This window comes from Domibacillus sp. PGB-M46 (assembly GCF_022668875.1).
GTDB lineage: Bacteria > Bacillota > Bacilli > Bacillales > Domibacillaceae > Domibacillus.
Map to the genome: position 1 here is coordinate 1 of NZ_JAKGCR010000039.1, position 19,268 is coordinate 19,268.

Below are 19,268 nucleotides of genomic sequence, written 5' to 3' on the forward strand. Positions count from 1 at the left end.
TAATTTTTATAAACGTACTTTTAAAAAAATTAAATATTCTAAAAATGTTGTTGACCATAACGTATACGTTAATATACAATTTAATCAATGGTTGGCTATTGGTTTATTTCCTCTCGCCATTTAATTCAGACACAAAGGAGTGGTAGTATTGAATGCGCTTTCATAAAAATGAATTTTCTTTTATGATTAGTTTTAAGCTGGATAACTTGGATACTCAAAAAGCCTATCGCACAAAACAGAGGTGCAGATCAAAAGAAATCATTTGAACAACATTGCCCGCCAATCTATTTTTTTGTATCATCTTTAAGGGATGAATAATTCTGTATGCGCTACCATTTTTGTTTTTTTTGCAGACTATTGCTTCTATATAAAACTGCAACTTAGAAATTAAAATGACAGATAATTTAGTTTCATCATTTTTATAGGAGGTGGTTTGTGTGTTAACATTCTTAGCATTATTGATGATCACGGTATTCATTGTACTTCTCTCAAAAAATAAATTAACTGTATTCGGAGCATTAACGATTGTTCCATTTGTTTTCGGGGCCATTGCTACTTTTGCAACAGGCGCTTCCTTTGTGGATCTCTTTGAATGGATTAAGGAAGGTATTTTATTTAGTGTAGATGAAGAAACAGGAGAAGTTTCTACAGGGGTTATTTCACCTGCTATTGTGATCTTATTTGCGGTGTTGTATTTTGGTGTAATGCTTAATGTCGGTTTGTTTGACCCTTTATGCGAATTCTTTATCAAAAAAGCAAAAGGGGACCCATTGAAAGTGACAATGGCAACCGTTTTAACCGCGACAGTCGTTACGATGAATGGTGACACTACCACGACGATTATTATTTGTGTTGCCGCTTTCCTTCATCTCTACAAACAAATGAATATCAAGCTGGTTTATTTAGCTGTCATTATCGTGACCCCTATCGGCATTTTTAATCAGCTGCCATGGGGAGGCCCAACCATTGCTGCAGCCACAGCCATGAATGTAAGTATCAGTGAATTGTTTGCAGACTTATTGCCTGGAATGCTGGTTGCTGAAGTATTCGCCATTTGTATGGCTTATTTTATCGGCATGAAAGAAAGAAAGCGCTTAAAATTTAACCCTAAGACCGCTAAAGATATTTCCCCAGAACAAATGGAAAGCATGTTGAACGCGATTCGTTTAAAAGATCCTGAGTTAAAGAGACCTAAACTATATGCGTTTAATTTGATTTTAACGCTGGTTATTTTAATTTTGCTTGTGATGGATGTTGCACATGGCGGTGTTTTATTTGGTATAGGTGCAGCCATTGCCCTTACGGTAAACTATAAGTCTGCAAAGCTTATTAATGAACGGCTCGATGACTTGGCAGCAGATTCTTTAGCACCTGCTTTGGCCACTTTGGCCGCCGGGGTGTTCTCCGGTGTTTTAACAGGCAGCGGGATGTCAACTGCTTTAGCAGCATCCATTACCGCTATGATTCCAGAATCATTAGGCTCAAATATGGCACCCATTTACGCATTAATTGCAGCACCTGCCATTACATTTTTACCACAGGATGCTTTCTACTTTGGGATTGCGGGCGTTATGGCAGATGTCATGGGGCAATATGGAATTTCCGCTGGGGAAGCCGCTGTAGCTTCCATGGTAGGTCAGGCATTCCGTCTCATTTCACCGGTTATTCCAGCTCTATATATGCTAGTTGCTTCTACGGAAACAAACTTTATAAACTTTCAAAAAACGTATATCGTCTATGCCTGGCCAATTATATTTATATACCTGGGTGTTTATGCATTAACCGGAGCATTGCCGGTTTAGAAAAAAGCCTTTTTGTGAACATTTTTTACTTTGATAGTTGAACTACCGCCCACTTACCTGACGGTTGAAGTGGGAGATTCCTGGGTAAGAGGATCTTCGAACTCCAGTAATCAGCCTAACCCGTATTCCAACGGTTTTATGACCAATCTTAAATAGACTGAAGCGAAAGAAGCCGAAGGGCTTCTTTTTTAATATTCAGACTCGCATTCAGGTCCCGGTCGTGACGCACGCCGCAGGACGGACACTCCCACACCCGGACAGCGAAAGAGCAACGGTTCATCCCCCACTTAGCAAGCTTGAAGTGGGGGTGTTCTCGCCAAAGATGGTAAAATACAACCAAGGGAACCTCTCTTCCTAAATCGATGATTTTGATAGAGCATACCTTATCTCGAATACACAGTGCAGCATCCGAAGGCGGAACTTCCTCCGAAGCTCAGGTGCATAACGAAGACGATTGAACGAGGACAAGGTCATGGATATTCTTATTGACAGCTTAGGAACTTTTCCTGAAGTGACAGCTATTTCGTTTTTGAAGCGGATTTTTAAAGGCCCGAACGAAATACCAGACTCCGGTATTATAGGAAGCAGATAAATCCGTATGATAGACTTTGCCGGTTGGAAATACGGCAAGGTCTTTTTCTGTTCTATTTTACCTTTTCAGAGCCGTCGAATACTAAAGCGCTGATGCTCCGCGGATTAATCCGGGATATGCGCACGCCCTTTCTCCCACCTTGTTTTGAATCTTAAGTTTCTGCTCCCCACGAAGCTAAAAACGAAGTTTCTCGGCTCCATAAAACCCTTCCAAGCTTTCACTCCGGCTAAGTATTCGGATACGGCATAAATTACAGCCCTGTTCTGCTACGAACGCGGCAATTTTAAAGGGCAGCAACCTTACTACTGGTATCCATTGACCTGGCGCTAAAAATCAGCTATCTAGATGTGACCACTAACTCAATAAAAACCTTAGCGCTTAACCCCCACTAAATCGGAGATTTTGAAGGGGAAATGCAGCGCTAATTTTTTGTTCAAAAAATAAAGTTCCTTACTAAAAATATGTCAATCAGTTCGAGTGATCTTTTCAACTGCTGCAAGGATTTCGTTACGTGCACGATTTCGGTGCGACTGTATTAAAACACTGGCAGCCCTACCGTCTTTAGCTTTCATACACGAAATAATCGCCTTATGTTCCACTATAGAGTGAAAAGGAAGCGGCCGGTGATTGATTGTAAACAACCGAGCTCGATATAATTGGTCTGAATGGCTGTCTATTACCGCTCTAAGGCGTTTATTTTCAGCATAATCAATAATTAGGTGATGAAATTGATCATCTAAAACAGCCCATGTTTTTAAATCATTTTGCTCAAGCGCTTCTTCCTGATCTTTAATCAATAATTCAAGTTTGCTTATCTCTTCTTCCCCCACCTTTTCAGTTGCAAGGCCAACAGCAAGGCCATCCAGTGTTTCTACAATTTCATAAACTTGTTTAAGGTCTTCTCTCTCGATCGGCTCCACTATAAATCCTCGTCTAGGAATAAGGCGAACCATGCCTTCTGTTTCCAAACGCACGAGTGCTTCTCTTACAGGAGTACGGCTCATTTGCAAAACTTCCGCCATTTCCCTCTCTAAAATCGTTTTCCCTGGAGGAAGGATTAAATCACGTATTGCGAGGCGGATAATGTGATACGCCCGCTGCGGCAAGCGGTATTCATCAAAGCCTTCAAGATTATCAATAAAGAACAAAACTTCTTTCTCTATACTCGCTTCATTCAAAGAAAAACTTTTTTCATTATCAATTCTACTCATGTTTTTTTCCACCTTTACCACCTAACCCATTTTTCATTTATCCAGCCATTATTTAAGTAATAAATCCGATGCCTGGTATGTATCCTTTTACGCATCTATAAAAAAAGATATCCCCTTTCAGTTTGCAAACTATATTGAACAATGTCAAATAAGCGGGTTGAGCAATATTAAAACTACGCTCTTATTGCTGAATGATAAAAATACCCTTACAAAAGAAAAAGGCTAGAGAGTTTTTTTCGAAACCCCCGAGCCTTCTTTTTTATACATTCGTTTTAACTTTCGACAGATTTTCTATAATAGCGTCCGTTATTTCATTTGTGTTATAGGTTCCCCCTAGGTCACGAGTAAGAATGCCCTGGCGTGTTGTTTCGGCAATGGCTTTGTTGATGAATTCCGCTTCCTCTTTCAGCCCTAAATGGTCTAACATTAGCGCAGCACTTCCAATAGCTCCAATTGGATTAGAAATTCCCTGCCCTGCAATATCAGGTGCTGATCCATGGACGGATTCGAACATACTTGGTGCAGTTCCTTCGGGATTTATATTTGCACTTGCAGCCAGTCCTAAACTGCCTGCAAGAGCACTGCCCAGATCAGAAAGAATATCTGCAAACAAATTAGATGCCACCACAACTTCTAGTTCCTCAGGTTTCAATACAAATTGTGCAGCTGCTGCATCAACAAGCCACTGGTCCGTCTCTACATCCGGATAATCCTTGCTTACACGGGCAAACACTTCATCCCAGAGTACCATTCCATACTGCTGGGCATTACTTTTTGTTATGCTTGTGACTCTCTTTCTTTTGCGTGTCCGTGCAAGATCAAAAGCATAACGGATAATACGTTCACATCCGTGCTCTGTGAATAAGGCAGATTGAACCGCCACTTCTTTCCCAGGACCACGCCCAGAGAAATTCCGGCCTCCGATTCCTGAATATTCCCCTTCGGAGTTTTCACGAATTAATACCCAATTTAGGGAGTCTACATCTGGATGATTAAGTCGTCTTGGTACACCAGGGAGGAATTCGATAGGTCGGATATTTGCCCACTGGTCAAATCCCTGGCAGATTGCCAGGCGCAAGCCCCATAAGCTAACATGGTCCGGCACTCCCGGAAATCCAACCGCACCAAAATAAATTGCATCATAATCTCTCAGCTTTTCTACTCCGTCTTCATCCATCATTTTCCCATGTTCTAAGTAGTATTCACAGCCCCAAGGAAAGAAACCGCTTTCAAAAACAAACTTGCCGTTAGAATCTTCTGCTAAATGATTAATTACACGAAGACCAGCTTCAACTACTTCCGTCCCAATGCCGTCCCCTGGGATAACAGCTAAACGAAACTTTTTTGTCTTACTCATTCAAATACCCTCCTCAACTACCCCTGCCTTTGCAAGCGGTTTAGTTTAATATGAGTCTTATAGTTATTATACTAAATAACGTATACGTTAATGTCAATTGTTTTTTATCAATTTAGAATAATTTTATTTTTATTATTAATAAATTAAAAAAATAGACGATTTTATTTATTAGTTTCAGCTATTTTTTATTTGAAAATACATCCCTCGAAAAAATACCTAAATTAATGTATTCATTATCTGTAGATTGACGGTTACTTACTATTCTTTTTATATCATGATGGTAAAAGAATAGATTACACCCTTTCCCTAAGCAATACTCCCCGTTCAAGATTAGAGAGATTTCTGCCCTTTTCGTACCATTTCTTGGCTGCTTAGAGAGGATAATATTACAAACACAATAATTAAAAGGATAAACCACACGATTAAAAACCAAGCAGTGAACTTTCGCTCTGCCAAACAAAGGCATATGCGATGTGTACCGGAATTCAGAGCGCTCAGCATTAATTGGGAGGAGGAATTGCTGTCGGTTTCCTTGTCCGTGGATTTAAGGATTGGCTGCGAAGCAAAGGAGAATAATAAGGCAAGAGTATACAGGATATTGTAGCCGAGGCTCTTGAAGAAGTATATAAACGTGAGCAAGGTTAAAGCAGGGAAATATCAATCATTTTTAATTATTAAAGCAAAATAAAAGAACTGACTTAGATAAAGTCAATTCTTTTATTTTGTGTCCTGTGATTGTCATTGTCTGGTTCCTATTTCATTGTTAAAACCTGCTTCAAAAGCTATATGGAAGGGACTACACAGCTTCAACTGCTCTATGTTTCACTTAAGTTTTCTTTCCTACAGAAAGGACATGCCCTGTATCCTCCTCGATTGCAAACCATATTGATATATTTTTTAGTCTTTCTCTCCTTATTCCATGCTTAGTCAAAATGAATCTGATACATTTTGTTTGGTTTTAAAAGCATGAAATGAATATTTTGGATACACTTAACAATTTAAATTTTTTTATTTGAATTGGGTACATAATATAAAAAATATATGTTAATCTTTCGAACTAAATTTTAATCATTTCATCATCTGTCATGAAAAATTCGTGACATTGTAGCAAAGCCTTTTTGAATTCTTCTGGCATCCGATCTGCATTATAGGCACAAACGGAAGTAAGACTTTTTAAAGTGATCAATTCATTTATATTGTTTTCGTATTGAATTATTTCTTGTTGAGCCTCTTGCATGCTGCCCCACTCTATATGACCCCATGTCCGAATTGGAGTTTCATCCTCTAAAGATTTAACGAAATGATTAAAAACAATAACAGGATTAAATGTCCTCTGTGAAAAATAGAAATCAAAGTTGTTTTTGAAATGTACACTGGATAACTGTTCTTCACTTAGAATTTCTCCCAGTTTTCGCTGAATTACTGGAAACAGTTTCGTATTTTCTACCAATAAAACCTGACTTCCCTGCTCAACACCTGAAACGGTGTATGCAATAGCATTATCTATATAATTATTCAGGTCTTGAAATGTGTAAAAGACATGTCCCTGTACTGTTTGCAAGGCATCTTTTAATTGCGGTATTTTTTCTATCAACATGGTACCCCCCACAGAATCTACTGTTCTGACTTATTTTTATAAAGAAAAACGCTCTAAGACCTGATCTACCATTTCATCATTGATCCCAATATACCGAAGCGTTACAGATGGTGCTGAGTGGCCAAAAATTTGCTGGAGCATCGCTACATCCTTTGTCTGCTGGTAGAAATGATAGCCAAACGTTTTTCGCATTGTATGCGTCCCAATGGACCCTCCAATATCACATGCCCTTGCAGCGCTGTTAACAACCCTCCAGGCTGTTTCTCTTCCAATTGGGCCTTTGCCCTTCCTGGAAGGAAATAGAAGGTCAGAATCGGCCATCTGGCGCGTATATTTCTCGATCTCCTGCTTTAAAGCACCGGTCATGCGAATTTTCCGGACCTTGCTTGTTTTTTTCTCTTTAATCCGCAAATAATCCGTGTTTCGGACATCCATCACCCGAAGCCCGATTATATCGCTGATGCGTAGCCCGGAATTAATCCCAAAGGTGAACAAAAAGTAATCTCGGTATGACTGATGGAGCAGATATTCCTTCATCGCCCGAATTTGCTCTGGATCTCGAATAGGATCGACCGTATTTTGTCCTTGGTTTGCTGCCATTCAATATCCCCCATTTGGATTCAATACGTTTCATTTAATATAACATGGATATACAACATGTTGCATTGAATTTTACCTTCTGCTTTTTTCAGCTAACAGTTCTTCTATATCTTGTACACTTTCTTCGCTTAGCAAGTGAATTTGTCCGTCTCTATTTTCTTGTTCAACTCTGCCTGAAGTTCCATCGAAATTGAGCCACAAGAGAAATGTCTCTGAGGTACCTTTTTGAGGAGAAAAAGTTAATTGAAAGTTTTCACCTTCCCCAGTCATTGGACCTGAATGTAGTGAAGAATTCTTCATAGCTTTTATAAACATGTCAATTTCTTCGGTTTGTTCAAAAACAATCTGCTTAGCACTAGGGTTTTTAGCCTCTGGGAAGTATCTTTCTAATCCATTACCTGCTACCATTAACATGCTACTATCTTTTGGAAAACTCAAATTTTCTTCTTCTGAGCTACACCCAAACAAACCAATAGTTAAAAACAGTACAAAACAGAATAAAAAAGGGTTTTTCATAGTCGCCCCCCTATCCTTTTAACATGTAATTTTTTAAGATATTTGTCAACATTAACAAAGTTTTACTAATCAATAGTTCACAGGTATTACACATTAAACACCCCGGCTATAAAAGGGAGCCAGGGCATTTTCAATATAACATAGTTCCCCTGATATGCTCCCCTTTAAGTAGACAGTTGTAAGAAAGCAACGCTACTATCTACTTGGAGGGGATTTTTATATGGGGAGAAAACAAACTTATTCTGCAGAAGTTAAGCTGCAGGCAGTTGAACTCTATTTATCGGGTGAAATGGGTGGGTATCGGCGAGTAGCTGAGAAATTTAACGTAGACGCATCTCAAATTGTGAGGTGGGTTAAGACTTATAAACAAGAAGGAATCGATGGACTAAAAGAAAAGCGCGGTCTTGTGGGAAGAAAACCAAAGAATCCTTCGGATCAAGAAAAGATTAAACGACTGGAAGCTGAAGTAGCCTACTTAAAAAAGCTGTTAGAAGCCGGAAAGGAGAGATAAGAAAAAGAACGAAAGCTCTTGAATATCAAGTTATTAAAGACATGTCTGCTTGTTTTTCGGTTACCCTTCTTTGTGAAATTGCCGGAGTCTCAAGAAGCGGATACTATAAATGGCTCAAGAATGGAAAGAACCTTTCTAAAAAACAAGCAGAGAACCAGGTCCTGCAAAAGAAGATCGTTGAGATCTTCAATCAGTACCGGGGGATTTTTGGCTACCGAAGAATGACTGTTTGGCTGAGAAAGGTATTTAAAAAACCGATTAATGATAAACGAACCTACAGACTCATGAAGGTGCTTGGGATCCAGGCAAGGATTCGCAAGAAGAGGATTTTTTATGGCAAAAAAGAAGCGTGTGTAGTATCAGGGAATCATTTAAATCGAGAATTTCGCGCCACTCGTCCAAATGAAAAATGGGTAACCGACGTTACCTACCTTCCCTTTAATCAAAAGCGTCTTTATTTGTCAGTTATCTTTGATTTATATAACAATGAAGTAGTGTCTTATAAACTAAGCCGGTACAATGACTTTCAACTCGTGCGGGCTACTGTGAAAGAAGCTATTCAAAAACGGAAAGTGAAGGGGACTCTTCTTCACAGCGATCAAGGTGTTACCTACACCTCACGTGCTTATCACCACCTTCTAGCAAAGCACCAAATGAGAGCAAGCATGTCCCGGAAGGGAAAGTGCCTGGACAATGCCTGTATCGAAAGCTTTTTTGGCCATTTAAAGGCTGAATGCTTTCATCTTTTGACATTTAGCGAGGCTTCTGAGGTTGAGCAAGCGATAGATGAATACATAAAGTTTTATAATACCGCAAGATATCAAAAGAAGCTAAAGAACCTTTCCCCAATTCAATTTCGGAGAAAGGCGATGTAGGCTTTTTAAAGGTGTCTACTTGACGGGGGGCAGATCATCCCTTTATGTTGCGTTCAAAATCAATCTAATAATGTTTTCTTATTCACTGGGCATATAGCCAATTACTTTATTGGTATCAGGAGCGATGAGTATGGATGGTGTACCAAGTACAACGTTTTCTTTATCTTTAAATGAAATTAACAGAAGTTCTTTTTCTTCATAATCGTTATCAAGAAATTCATAGTTATTGTCAGCAATGGTTTTCGTAACGTTTGCACTTTGCCAGTTCTCTTCAGCCCTATCGTCCCAACCTTTTTCTTTTACGAAATGCCAAGCAGATTCCCTTGCATCATCGTAACCATCTTTTTTTATAGCATTCATATCATCTTGATTATTCGAGCAGCCAGCAATGAAAAACAAGACACATAAAACACTTATAATTACCTTGTCCATAACCATCCTTCTTCTTGGAAAAGGAACTTTACAATATTTTACCATGATAAAAAAGCAGCCAGAAAGAATTCTGGCTACTTTTTATTGACGCAAAAAAATTACATTTATGTTGCATTGTTTTCACTCTATTGAATTAGCTATACTGATTAAAACCTCAGCTGTAATTTTGTCGCTAACTCGTTTATCTGCACTCAAAAGATATTGCCAGCCGTCTTTTTCAATATACTTGCCCTTATATTTCAGTATGAATGCGAATTTCTCACCGAAAATTATTACACATCAGAAAACTGACTCAAAAGAGTCGTAAATCAACGACCTTTTGAGTCAGCCTCATTTTTGTACCCGTTTTTTTATAATGCTTAAAGAAAATGTGTTTAATATCCTGTTTTAATCATTCTAATAAAGTCATCTAAAGTGTGATTTTGAAGAATCATAATACGAGGTAATTCATATCGGTCGCTCTGGTCTGTACTGAGCCCGCCGCCTACTTTAAAAGCTCCTTTAAACCCTAGTTCTTCCAGAATGGAAATTGTATCCGCGTTATAATTTCCATATGGATAAGCAAAGACATTTGTCGCCCTGCCTGTTAACTCTTTAAGAGCGGTCGTTGCCTCATTTATTTCTTCGTATTGCTGTTCTCTGCTTAAATCAGCGAGGAAGGGATGTGATACCGAATGATTTTGGATATCAATACCATTTTCCATTACAGTTAAGATCTCGTTTGATGTCATATTCCAGCTGCCATTCACCCAATCTGAAACAGTAAATTGAGTTGCCTTCATCCCATATTTCTGTAAGACTGGATAAACATAAGGATAAAAATCATTCGAATTATCATCAAATGTTAGCAGGATAGGTTTTTCTGGCATTGCTGCTTTTTTATCGAGGATGTTGAAATATTGCTTCATCGTTAAGGTCCGATAGCCATTCTCATGAAGATAAGCCATATGTTTTTCGAATTCTTCAAGGCTAAATTGATATGGATTGTTCGGGTCGGGATCAGGTTTTACAACATGATATAGTAAGACAGGAATTTCAACGTTTTGTGTTTGTTTTGCGCTTGCTGTTGACATATAATCCGCGTTAGAAACGAGTAATAACAAGAAAGAAAAAACAATGCCCATTATTCTTATCATCAACATTCATCCTTTCTACATTTAAACAAAATGGAAGGAATTAACAAAAGCCTAATTTACCCACTTAGTTGGTTGTATTACCAAACTAAGTGGGTATAAACAATTACAGCACGAAAGGAATTATATACAGTTCAATAACAAAAAGAGATTCGTTATCTTACTGATCCACACCTGGCTTTCTATTCAAAGGCTTCCCAGAACTGGAAAGATCGAGTGACTCAGCCTGCTTGACTAGCTGGCCATGCACCGATCCAATGGCCTCCATTCCCAACTGCTTTAGCTTTCTTTATCGATAATAGCCCAATAAGCTGGTTTGACATTATAATCTTCATCGAAAACAAATGGTGCGTCCACGCCTACCCCGTCATTGTATTGTTCTGCACGGTCATTTAGCCATGTATGGTTGTCAGCAACGCCCCAGAATGTCACACTGCTAATTTTATCATCCAATTTCTCATATAACTTAAATAGTTCATCGTAATGAGCGGCTTGACGATCGAATACGCTTGCTGGAATTTCGTCATAAGTTGGGTAAGCTGGTTTCGGCGGCCACCCGTAAAGACTAACATCTAGTTCTGTAATTTGGTTGTCTAGGCCAAGGTCTGCAAACATATTAATAGTTTTCTCGATTTCCGCTATAGATGGCCAGCCGATTTGGATGTGAGCTTGATGTCCCACTCCATCAATTGGAACTCCCTCCTCCACTAATTCCTTGACAAGATTGTACAGGGTTTCTCTTTTAGGATCTATTTCTGTGTTGTAGTCATTAATATAAAGCTTAGCGTCTTTCCCTGCATAACGGTCCGCTGTTTCAAAAGCAACTTTGATATAATCAGTACCTGTGATTTGATACCAAGGTGAATTACGTAATTCCCCATTATCATCAACTACCTCGTTGACTACATCCCAAGAGCTGATATCATTTTTATAACGCTTGACAATAGTTTTAACATGAGTTTCTACACGCTTAAGTAAAAGCTTTTTATTTTTTTCGCGCTGCTTTGGATCTGTTTCATCTACCATCTTATTTCCTTCTTTATCAAGGAAAAACCATTCCGGTACCTGGCTGTGCCAAATAAGGGTATGGCCGCGAAGCTTCATATTATTTTCTTTCGCAAACTCAACAATTTTATCCATTTCTTCAAAAGTGAACTTTCCTTCTTCAGGCTGTATATTAATCGGCTTCATTACATTCTCAGCCACAAGGCTATTATAATGGCGCTTTAATACTTCAGCATCTTTTCCTTGAAGCATGGAAGGCTCAACGGCTGCACCAATATCGAATGAGTCTGCATATCTTTCATCAAGTTGAACCGTTGCATCTAATGCACTAACTGGTTGATTTTCAGCTGCAGAAGCACTGGATAATCCAGCAGGTAATACTATAGCTAAAGCTAATCCAGAAAGAAGTGGTTTACGCAATACTTTTAACATGTTTTTTTCTCCCCTTTTTTTCAAAGTATGTTAGTATTTTATAAAACCTGAAAAAACTCTAGCTTCCCCCCTTTACTCTAATTTACTAGTCAGGAAAATAAGTAAGGGCTTTCATATTTTTCACAGCCTGCTGGCCTGACCTCAAATTAATTATAACAGCATCCAACTTAGTTTATCCACTAAATAAACTAAGAATTTAAACATTTCCGAAAATATGATAAAATAGCCCTAGGCTAAGCTCCTGTTCTTTTTTAGATCCTAATAAAAATTGGATATTATTTTACTATAGAAAGGCGAACCATCAATGCGGAAGCAACTAAAGAAGTGGAATACATTACGCAACCAGATTTTGTTTATTTTTTTACTTGTTATGATCATCGTTTTATTGATTGTCAGTCTTCTTACATTAAGACAAGTTTCCTCTTTGTTGAAAAATAATGCGGAAAAGCAAATTCAGCAAGTAGCTATTGAAGGAAACGGCCGAATTGAATCCCTTTACGAGCAAATCAATATGAATTCAAAGCTTGTCATCACCGATGAAGAGGTCCAGCGTGTTTTAACGAATGTCTATGAAGGAAAACAAGTAACCTTTAACGACCGTCAAAAATTAATGGGACATATTGACAGAATTATGGGCAATACAGATGGAATTTTTTCCTTTCAACTTTTTTCTGGAAAACATCAGCGCGTTCTTCCTCTTGATGAAGATGAGTTAAAAAACCGAATTGGTACCAGGTGGATTGAAGAAGCGAATCGAGCAAGAGGAAGAATGGTTTGGATCGGTGAAGATCCACATGATAAAAACTACTTTCTGGCCATCCGTAGAGTCAATTTAATAGAGCGACAATATAGCAATGGTGGTTATCTTTTAATTAGTATTAACCGCGATCATTTTAACTTTGCAAATGAAAAGTATGAAAACGATCAATATTCCATTCTGTTAGATCAATACGAAAAACCGATTATCCAAAATTTCACGGGAGATATAACGAGCATTATTGAAAACAACGAAAGCATTATTCAATTAAATCAACGGGATTATATGGTGACAAAGCAATCATCTACCCTAACAGGTTGGACCGTTCTTATTTTAACCCCCGTAAGTGAACTAACGGAAGGATTGTCAGGGATCCGAACAGGAATTATTTTTTCGGGAGTTGTTGGCGTATTCATTTTTACCATTAGCTCCTTTTTCCTTTCAACGATCATTACAAGACCAATAGTAAGATTAACGAAAACCATGCAGCGTGCCGGAGAAGGTTCATTAACACTGAATCCGGATAGTTCTTCGGTAAATGAAATTGTTGAATTAAACAGTACGTATAATCAGCTTGTAAAAGAAACCAATCATTTGATCCAGATGGTTTATCAAAAAGAGATTTTACGCAGCCAAAGTGAATTGAAAGCGCTCCAGTCACAAATAAACCCGCATTTTCTTTTTAATACATTGGATGCACTTCATTGGTCGCTTGAAGAAAAAGATGAAGAAGAGTTGGCTGAACTCGTTGTAGCCATGTCCGATTTATTCCGTTATACCATTACAAAAGAAACCGATGACGATTGGGTGTTCTTAAAAGATGAAATCAAGCATATCAGCGACTATATGGAAATTATGAAAATGCGTTTTGATGAAAGATTACAATGGCATGTTTCTGTTCCTGCAGAATATGAGTTTGTAAGAATACCAAAACTGATCATACAGCCTTTAGTAGAAAATGCAGCCTTGCACGGAGCTGGAAAAAAAGTTGGGAATTGCCAAATTTCCGTAACAGTTGAACCAGTTAAACGAGAAGATAAAGAGCGGATTCGCATCTCTGTACAAGATGATGGTGCCGGGATGGATAAAGAGCGGCTTGAATGGATCATTCAAGCCATGAAAACTGGTGGGACAACCTCCGCGAACGGGAAAGGAATGGCTATTTCGAATGTCTACAAGCGCCTGCAGTTATATTACAAAGGAATTTTACATTCGGACCTTTTGATTGAGAGTAAAGTAAACGAGGGGACAAAGATTTCGTTTGAACTGCCAATTGATGGAGGGGAATAAAATGTATTCTAAAAATATTATAATCGTTGACGATGAACCAAGAACAAGACAAGGTTTGCAAAGAACGCTGGAAAGTTGGAATACTGGTGACTTTACCATCCTTACTGCGGAAAGCGGTGAGGATGTCCTCCGGATTGCGGAGGAAAAAAAGATTCATATTTTGCTTTCCGATATCCGGATGCCTGAAATGACCGGTTTACAGCTATTAAAAACTTTGAAAGAAAAAGGGTTGTCTCCAGTGGTCATTATTATTTCCGCTTACTCCGAGTTTGAGTATGCTCAGGAAGCATTAAGACTCGGTGTAGTGAATTATCTTTTAAAGCCGATCGGAAAAAAGAAGCTGATTGAAGCGGTTGAAGAAGCCGTTAAGATTATGGAAAAGCAAGTGCGGGTTGGGATGATCGAAAAAGTAGTGGATGAAAAAATAGTCGATGCCAACACCAAAATGAATTCAGCCAAAGATACCATTCGCAAGGCCATTAGCTTTATTGACCAGCATTTAAAGGATGAATTCACCCTAAAAGACGTTGCTGCCCACGTTCATTTAAATCCGAGTTATTTTAGCGTGTTGTTCAAGGAGCAAGTGAATATGAATTTTAGTGAATATGTTACAAGACGCAGGATTCAGCGTGCAAAGGAATTAGTGATTACAACCAATCTTCCAATAAATGAAATCGCTGAAGAGGCCGGCTATAAGACTTCTAAATACTTTATTAAAATCTTTAAGGAAATTGAGGGGATGACACCCAGCGCATACCGAAAAACATACAATGAAAGGGCTTTCTAAAAATAGTAGTATTTTATCTAATCACAGTTCCTTTTTTTATTATGTCCCCGATGGTAAACTAGACTTAGTTGCAAGGATAGACAAACAAACATTAAGGGGGTTGTGCTGCATGAAGAAGAAAGCGTTTTCTGCCGTGGCTTCTTTGGCATTAGTAGGCGGGTTGGTTTTAGGAGGTTGTTCATCCTCCTCTGGTACATCGGAGGATTCAAGTGGTTCTGGCGGCGACAAAACAGTTGTCAAAATGATGCATTTATGGCCTGAAGGAAGTGCAAAGGCACAGTATACTATCGTGAATGATATTATCAAGAATTATGAAAAAGAACATCCTGATGTAGATATCCAAACAGAAATTTTAGCAAATGAACAATATAAAGAAAAAATCAAGGTTTTGTCAGCATCAAATGAGCTTCCAGACCTTGGAATCACTTGGGCAGCTGGTTATATGCAGCCATTCGTAGAAGGTAATATGTTTGCACCATTAGATGATGTTCTTGATGGCGGGCTTAAGGAGCAATTTGTTCCAGGTACTCTCGAAGCTTTTCAAACGGATAGCAAAACTTACGGATTACCTCTTGAACTGAACATCGCACCTGTTTATTACAATAAGGAAATCTTTAAAAAGTATAACCTTGAAGTACCAAAAACATATGATGAATTTTTAAAAGTAGTTAAGACTCTTAAGGATAACGATGTTACTCCAATTACAGTAGGAAATAAAGACCGCTGGACAGGTTCTATGTGGTATATGTATCTTGCCGATCGTATTGGCGGACCTGAAACATTAAATAATGCAATTAACCGTACAGGCAGCTTTGAAGATCCAGCTTTAGAAAAAGCCGCTGATGAACTCAAAAAACTGGTTGATATGGATGCATTTGTTAAAGGGTATAACGGATTTTCAAATGATGAAGCAAAAGGTTACTTTATGAATGAACAGGCAGCTATGTATATGATGGGTACTTGGGAATTGCCAAACTATACAACAAGCCCTGATGTTGCACAGGACTTTAAAGATAAAGTTGGTTACTTCAAATTCCCTGCGTATGAAGGCGGAAAAGGAAACATCGACAGCTTTGTTGGTGGACCTGGAGTTGGTTTGTTTGTATCTGAAGCTTCTAAAGTGAAAGATGAAACAAAAGATTTTGTTTCATACTTAGTTCAAGAATGGGGCAAGCGCTCCGTAACAGAAGCCGGTGTTATTCCAGCTACAAAAGTGGATACTGCTAACACAGAGCTTGCTCAAATGTACATTGATATTCTGAACGATTTAGGAAATGCTTCCAATATTACATTATATGCAGATGTTCAAATGTCTGCCAGGGTAGCGGATGTTCACTTGAATCAGATTCAGGCATTATATGGTGGCGAAATATCCCCTAAAGAATTTGTTAAAGCTCAAGAAGAAGCTCTTGCTGCTGAGAAGAAATAAAAATTGTAATAGAGAGGGCATATTGCTGAATATGCTCTCTTCTTCATAGAAAGGTAGTGAATAAAAACATGAGAAGCGTTATGTCCAATAAATACATTATTACCCTTTATACACTCCCAGCTTTACTTCTTCTTCTTGTTCTGATTTATGTCCCTATTGCTTTATCAGGATATTACGGTCTAATGGATTGGACCGGAATAGGCCAAATGCAGTTTATCGGGTTAGAAAACTATGCAAACTTGATGAAGGATGAAAAGTTCTGGGCTAGTGCAGGCCACTCTTTCTTGTTAGGGATTTTCTCTGTGCTTAGCCTGCTGCTTTATTTAGCTGTTTCACTCGTTTTAGTTAGTAAAATAAAAGGTTCAGATTTCTTCAGAAAGATTTATTTAATTCCCATGCTATTGTCATCTGTTGCCATTGCTCAGCTTTGGTTGAAAATTTTTGACCCTTCGAATGGGATGTTAAATAAATTGCTTGAGATGTTTGGAGTGGAAAATACGCCAGTTTGGTTAGCCGATCCAAACACTGCTCTATATGCTATTTTCGTTCCAATTGTTTGGCAGTATGCAGGTTTTTACATTCTTATTTATTACGCAGCCTTGAAAAATGTCCCGGAAGAAATTATCGAAGCTGCAAGAATTGATGGGGCTACCCCGCTTCAAATCGCATTAAAAATTAAATTACCTATGATCTCAGCTGTATTTAAAGTTACGATTATGCTTTCCCTCGTTGGTTCCTTAAAGTATTTTGATTTAATTTATGTAATGACTGGCGGAGGTCCAAACGGGGCGAGTGAAGTAATGGCTTCTTATATGTACAAGGAAGCGTTTGAACTTAACAATTTTGGTTATGCAAGTGCAGTTGGCTTTGGTTTATTGGTCATTTGTCTTGGAATGACATGGCTGACTTCAAGATTAACGAAATCTAATGATGATGTTCAATACTAAAAGGGGAGGAATTAAGATGAGCGAGCTTGCGACAGACAGACGAACAACACCAAACCTTTCTGCGGGCGAAGGATCAAAAAAATCTTATTGGAGTAAATTAGGATATGGTTTTCTTTACTTAATCTTAAGTGCTTTCGCCGTTATCCAGATTTATCCATTGATTTGGCTGGTCTTCTTCTCATTAAAAAGCAATCAAGAAGTATTCGGTATGTCCCCTTTCTCCTTGCCGCAGGACCCGCAATGGGGAAACTATGTGAAAGTATGGACTCAAGGAAACATTGGAGTTTACTTTTTCAATAGTGTGTGGATGACTGTTTTATCTGTATTTCTAACAGTTATTCTGGCTAGCTTTGTTACATTTGCCATTACTCGGATGCACTGGAAATTAAGCGGACTTGTTCTTGGATTATTCATGGTAGGATATATGATTCCCCTCCATTCAACGTTAATCCCATTGTTTAATTTTTATAACACTATAGGTTTAATTGATAATCCATTATCGATTATTTTGTCTCAAACAACCTTTAATTTACCGTTAACTATTATGATTTTATTAGGTTTTTATAAAGCTTTTCCTCGTGAAATTGAAGAAGCGGCTGTTATGGATGGATGCTCGGTACACCGAATTTTCTTCCAGATTACGCTTCCAATGACCATACCGGTTCTTTCAACAACAGCGATCATTAACATGATTTACAACTGGAATGAATTCGTATTTGTTAATACATTCATCAGTTCTGACCAGTGGAAAACATTGACTATTGGGATTAATAACTTCGTTGGTCAATATTTAACGGACTGGGGTGCTATTGGTGCCACTTTAGTCATCAGTATTGTTCCAATTCTGCTCACCTTCTTATTCCTGAGCAATAAGATTGTTGAGGGAATGGCAGCTGGTTCTGTAAAAGGTTAATTCGTTTGAAAGAAAACCCGCCGATTAGCGAGACGCAAGGCGAAGACAGAGGCGTATTTGTCCTTAGCTTATAAGAAAGGACAAACTTTCTTATAAGCCGCCAGTCAAAAGACAGAAAGAGAAGTTTCCTTTTACAAGCGAAACTTACCTTTCTGTCTTTTTGGTTATCTCTTCTATTCACAAAATGCGGTCCATTTTGTTTAAGACGATTTATTTAAAAAATTTGCCTAAGGATGGGTCCGCCGCTTTTTTTCCATTTTTTCAAAAACAGGATAGCATGTAGCCATTATAATAGCTGCCGTTAGACTGCCCCCGAAAAAAAAGCCCAAACCTGGAATGAACTTCACTACAAAGAATACGGCAACAATTCCAGCAATCATCGTAAGGTTTTCAAGCGGGTTAATAAGCATCATTAAGAATGCATTTTTGATCATTTGCGCCAATTTTAACTCATAATGAACATAGACCGGAAACAGATAGATCATAGTCATGACTGCTGCAAACATAATTATATATAAAGGAATTTGAATAACACTTATAAAACTATTCCCCAAATTCTTCATAAAAACCAAGTCAAGCACAATAAGTCCCGCTACCACCACTATGAGTAAACCTAAACCATTGCTTCGTATAAACTCCGATTTATAGGTAGTCCAAAAGGTTCGAAAAATTGGAATGCCTGTGTCCCCCATCAGCCATTTGCGAATGATCGTAAACATTGAAATCGTGGCTGGGAAAAAACCAAGGACAACCAAACCTATCAAAGAAAAACCAATCCATAGTAGATTAATATATGCAAATTTCGCAATCCATTCCATAGCACCATAGGCTCGATTTACCGTATTATTCATCTAATCCCTCCAAACTAGAAACCTCTTAGACTTATTCTAGCCAATTATTATGATAAAAAGATACCTCCTTCTATTATATAGCAGCTTTCATCTATGGGGCCTTTCTCCAGAATTTCCTCCTATATAATCATGGAGAGTATTCTTCTTTGATTACTCTTTCTCCTACCTTTTAAAAATGAACCAAGCAAAACAAATAAAAATCATAAAACTTAATTTCTTCAGTAGATAAAT

At 38.2% G+C, this 19,268-nt stretch carries 18 protein-coding genes; 8 read left to right on the top strand and 10 right to left on the bottom strand.

What is annotated here, in order from left to right; all coding sequences use genetic code 11:
* Positions 1-437 precede the first annotated feature (437 nt).
* On the top strand, positions 438-1,802 hold the full coding sequence (locus L2D08_RS22540) for a citrate:proton symporter (protein WP_242237601.1): 1,365 nt from the start codon (positions 438-440) through the stop codon (positions 1,800-1,802).
* Positions 1,803-1,950: 148 nt separating this feature from the next.
* Here the strand turns inward: L2D08_RS22540 and L2D08_RS22545 are convergent, their stop codons facing one another.
* The 6 genes from L2D08_RS22545 to L2D08_RS22570 form a co-directional block, all read right to left on the bottom strand.
* Positions 1,951-2,082 carry a zinc ribbon domain-containing protein gene (locus L2D08_RS22545; RefSeq protein WP_375337635.1) on the bottom strand — a complete coding sequence of 44 codons (132 nt, stop codon included), beginning with the start codon at positions 2,080-2,082 and terminating at the stop codon, positions 1,951-1,953.
* A 776-nt stretch (positions 2,083-2,858) separates the two neighbouring features.
* Positions 2,859-3,605, bottom strand: coding sequence for a GntR family transcriptional regulator (locus L2D08_RS22550; RefSeq protein ID WP_242237603.1), 747 nt, complete (start codon positions 3,603-3,605; stop codon positions 2,859-2,861).
* A 259-nt stretch (positions 3,606-3,864) separates the two neighbouring features.
* Complete coding sequence (locus L2D08_RS22555; RefSeq protein WP_242237605.1) at positions 3,865-4,962, bottom strand: tartrate dehydrogenase; 1,098 nt, start codon at positions 4,960-4,962, stop codon at positions 3,865-3,867.
* 1,057 nt (positions 4,963-6,019) lie between these two features.
* Entirely contained in the window at positions 6,020-6,556 is a 537-nt protein-coding gene (locus L2D08_RS22560) for an MEDS domain-containing protein (RefSeq protein WP_242237607.1), read from the bottom strand.
* Between the two features lie 39 nt (positions 6,557-6,595).
* A complete protein-coding gene (locus L2D08_RS22565; protein ID WP_242237609.1) occupies positions 6,596-7,159 on the bottom strand; it encodes a site-specific integrase in 564 nt (187 codons plus the stop codon).
* A 72-nt stretch (positions 7,160-7,231) separates the two neighbouring features.
* A complete protein-coding gene (locus tag L2D08_RS22570) occupies positions 7,232-7,675 on the bottom strand; it encodes a hypothetical protein (RefSeq protein ID WP_242237610.1) in 444 nt (147 codons plus the stop codon).
* Positions 7,676-7,895: 220 nt separating this feature from the next.
* On the opposite strand from L2D08_RS22570, the gene L2D08_RS22575 reads away from it, so the two are divergent.
* Complete coding sequence (locus tag L2D08_RS22575; protein WP_242237611.1) at positions 7,896-8,186, top strand: helix-turn-helix domain-containing protein; 291 nt, start codon at positions 7,896-7,898, stop codon at positions 8,184-8,186.
* The gene (locus tag L2D08_RS22580) at positions 8,183-9,061 is read left to right on the top strand and encodes an IS3 family transposase (RefSeq protein WP_242237634.1); all 879 of its coding nucleotides are present in this window, start codon (positions 8,183-8,185) and stop codon (positions 9,059-9,061) included. Before L2D08_RS22575 ends, L2D08_RS22580 begins: the two co-directional genes overlap by 4 nt.
* A gap of 78 nt (positions 9,062-9,139) precedes the next feature.
* Here L2D08_RS22580 and L2D08_RS22585 read toward each other — a convergent pair whose 3' ends face one another.
* From L2D08_RS22585 to L2D08_RS22595, 3 genes are all read right to left on the bottom strand, one after another.
* Entirely contained in the window at positions 9,140-9,493 is a 354-nt protein-coding gene (locus tag L2D08_RS22585; protein ID WP_242237613.1) for a hypothetical protein, read from the bottom strand.
* A gap of 374 nt (positions 9,494-9,867) precedes the next feature.
* On the bottom strand, positions 9,868-10,629 hold the full coding sequence (locus L2D08_RS22590) for a polysaccharide deacetylase family protein (RefSeq protein WP_242237616.1): 762 nt from the start codon (positions 10,627-10,629) through the stop codon (positions 9,868-9,870).
* A gap of 276 nt (positions 10,630-10,905) precedes the next feature.
* Positions 10,906-12,063, bottom strand: coding sequence for an endo-1,4-beta-xylanase (locus L2D08_RS22595; protein ID WP_242237618.1), 1,158 nt, complete (start codon positions 12,061-12,063; stop codon positions 10,906-10,908).
* Between the two features lie 304 nt (positions 12,064-12,367).
* On the opposite strand from L2D08_RS22595, the gene L2D08_RS22600 reads away from it, so the two are divergent.
* The 5 genes from L2D08_RS22600 (at position 12,368) to L2D08_RS22620 (ending at position 18,186) form a co-directional block, all read left to right on the top strand.
* Positions 12,368-14,110 (top strand): sensor histidine kinase, encoded by a 1,743-nt coding sequence (locus L2D08_RS22600; protein ID WP_242237620.1) that lies wholly within the window; start codon positions 12,368-12,370, stop codon positions 14,108-14,110.
* Between the two features lies 1 nt (position 14,111).
* Positions 14,112-14,897, top strand: a complete 786-nt coding sequence (locus L2D08_RS22605; RefSeq protein WP_242237622.1) for a response regulator transcription factor — start codon at positions 14,112-14,114, stop codon at positions 14,895-14,897.
* 109 nt (positions 14,898-15,006) lie between these two features.
* On the top strand, positions 15,007-16,326 hold the full coding sequence (locus L2D08_RS22610; RefSeq protein ID WP_242237625.1) for an extracellular solute-binding protein: 1,320 nt from the start codon (positions 15,007-15,009) through the stop codon (positions 16,324-16,326).
* 68 nt (positions 16,327-16,394) lie between these two features.
* The gene (locus tag L2D08_RS22615) at positions 16,395-17,273 is read left to right on the top strand and encodes a carbohydrate ABC transporter permease (RefSeq protein WP_242237628.1); all 879 of its coding nucleotides are present in this window, start codon (positions 16,395-16,397) and stop codon (positions 17,271-17,273) included.
* 16 nt (positions 17,274-17,289) lie between these two features.
* Entirely contained in the window at positions 17,290-18,186 is an 897-nt protein-coding gene (locus L2D08_RS22620) for a carbohydrate ABC transporter permease (RefSeq protein ID WP_242237630.1), read from the top strand.
* A 227-nt stretch (positions 18,187-18,413) separates the two neighbouring features.
* Here the strand turns inward: L2D08_RS22620 and L2D08_RS22625 are convergent, their stop codons facing one another.
* On the bottom strand, positions 18,414-19,037 hold the full coding sequence (locus L2D08_RS22625) for a YesL family protein (RefSeq protein WP_242237632.1): 624 nt from the start codon (positions 19,035-19,037) through the stop codon (positions 18,414-18,416).
* Positions 19,038-19,268: the final 231 nt, after the last annotated feature.

Bases quoted from the DNA above. Each gene is read 5' to 3' on its own strand.
- L2D08_RS22545 (WP_375337635.1), bottom strand. From the start codon at position 2,082: ATGAACCGTTGCTCTTTCGCTGTCCGGGTGTGGGAGTGTCCGTCCTGC.
- L2D08_RS22550 (WP_242237603.1), bottom strand. From the start codon at position 3,605: ATGAGTAGAATTGATAATGAAAAAAGTTTTTCTTTGAATGAAGCGAGT.
- L2D08_RS22555 (WP_242237605.1), bottom strand. From the start codon at position 4,962: ATGAGTAAGACAAAAAAGTTTCGTTTAGCTGTTATCCCAGGGGACGGC.
- L2D08_RS22565 (WP_242237609.1), bottom strand. From the start codon at position 7,159: ATGGCAGCAAACCAAGGACAAAATACGGTCGATCCTATTCGAGATCCA.
- L2D08_RS22570 (WP_242237610.1), bottom strand. From the start codon at position 7,675: ATGAAAAACCCTTTTTTATTCTGTTTTGTACTGTTTTTAACTATTGGT.
- L2D08_RS22575 (WP_242237611.1), top strand. From the start codon at position 7,896: ATGGGGAGAAAACAAACTTATTCTGCAGAAGTTAAGCTGCAGGCAGTT.
- L2D08_RS22585 (WP_242237613.1), bottom strand. From the start codon at position 9,493: ATGGACAAGGTAATTATAAGTGTTTTATGTGTCTTGTTTTTCATTGCT.
- L2D08_RS22590 (WP_242237616.1), bottom strand. From the start codon at position 10,629: ATGATAAGAATAATGGGCATTGTTTTTTCTTTCTTGTTATTACTCGTT.
- L2D08_RS22595 (WP_242237618.1), bottom strand. From the start codon at position 12,063: ATGTTAAAAGTATTGCGTAAACCACTTCTTTCTGGATTAGCTTTAGCT.
- L2D08_RS22600 (WP_242237620.1), top strand. From the start codon at position 12,368: ATGCGGAAGCAACTAAAGAAGTGGAATACATTACGCAACCAGATTTTG.
- L2D08_RS22605 (WP_242237622.1), top strand. From the start codon at position 14,112: ATGTATTCTAAAAATATTATAATCGTTGACGATGAACCAAGAACAAGA.
- L2D08_RS22610 (WP_242237625.1), top strand. From the start codon at position 15,007: ATGAAGAAGAAAGCGTTTTCTGCCGTGGCTTCTTTGGCATTAGTAGGC.
- L2D08_RS22615 (WP_242237628.1), top strand. From the start codon at position 16,395: ATGAGAAGCGTTATGTCCAATAAATACATTATTACCCTTTATACACTC.
- L2D08_RS22620 (WP_242237630.1), top strand. From the start codon at position 17,290: ATGAGCGAGCTTGCGACAGACAGACGAACAACACCAAACCTTTCTGCG.
- L2D08_RS22625 (WP_242237632.1), bottom strand. From the start codon at position 19,037: ATGAATAATACGGTAAATCGAGCCTATGGTGCTATGGAATGGATTGCG.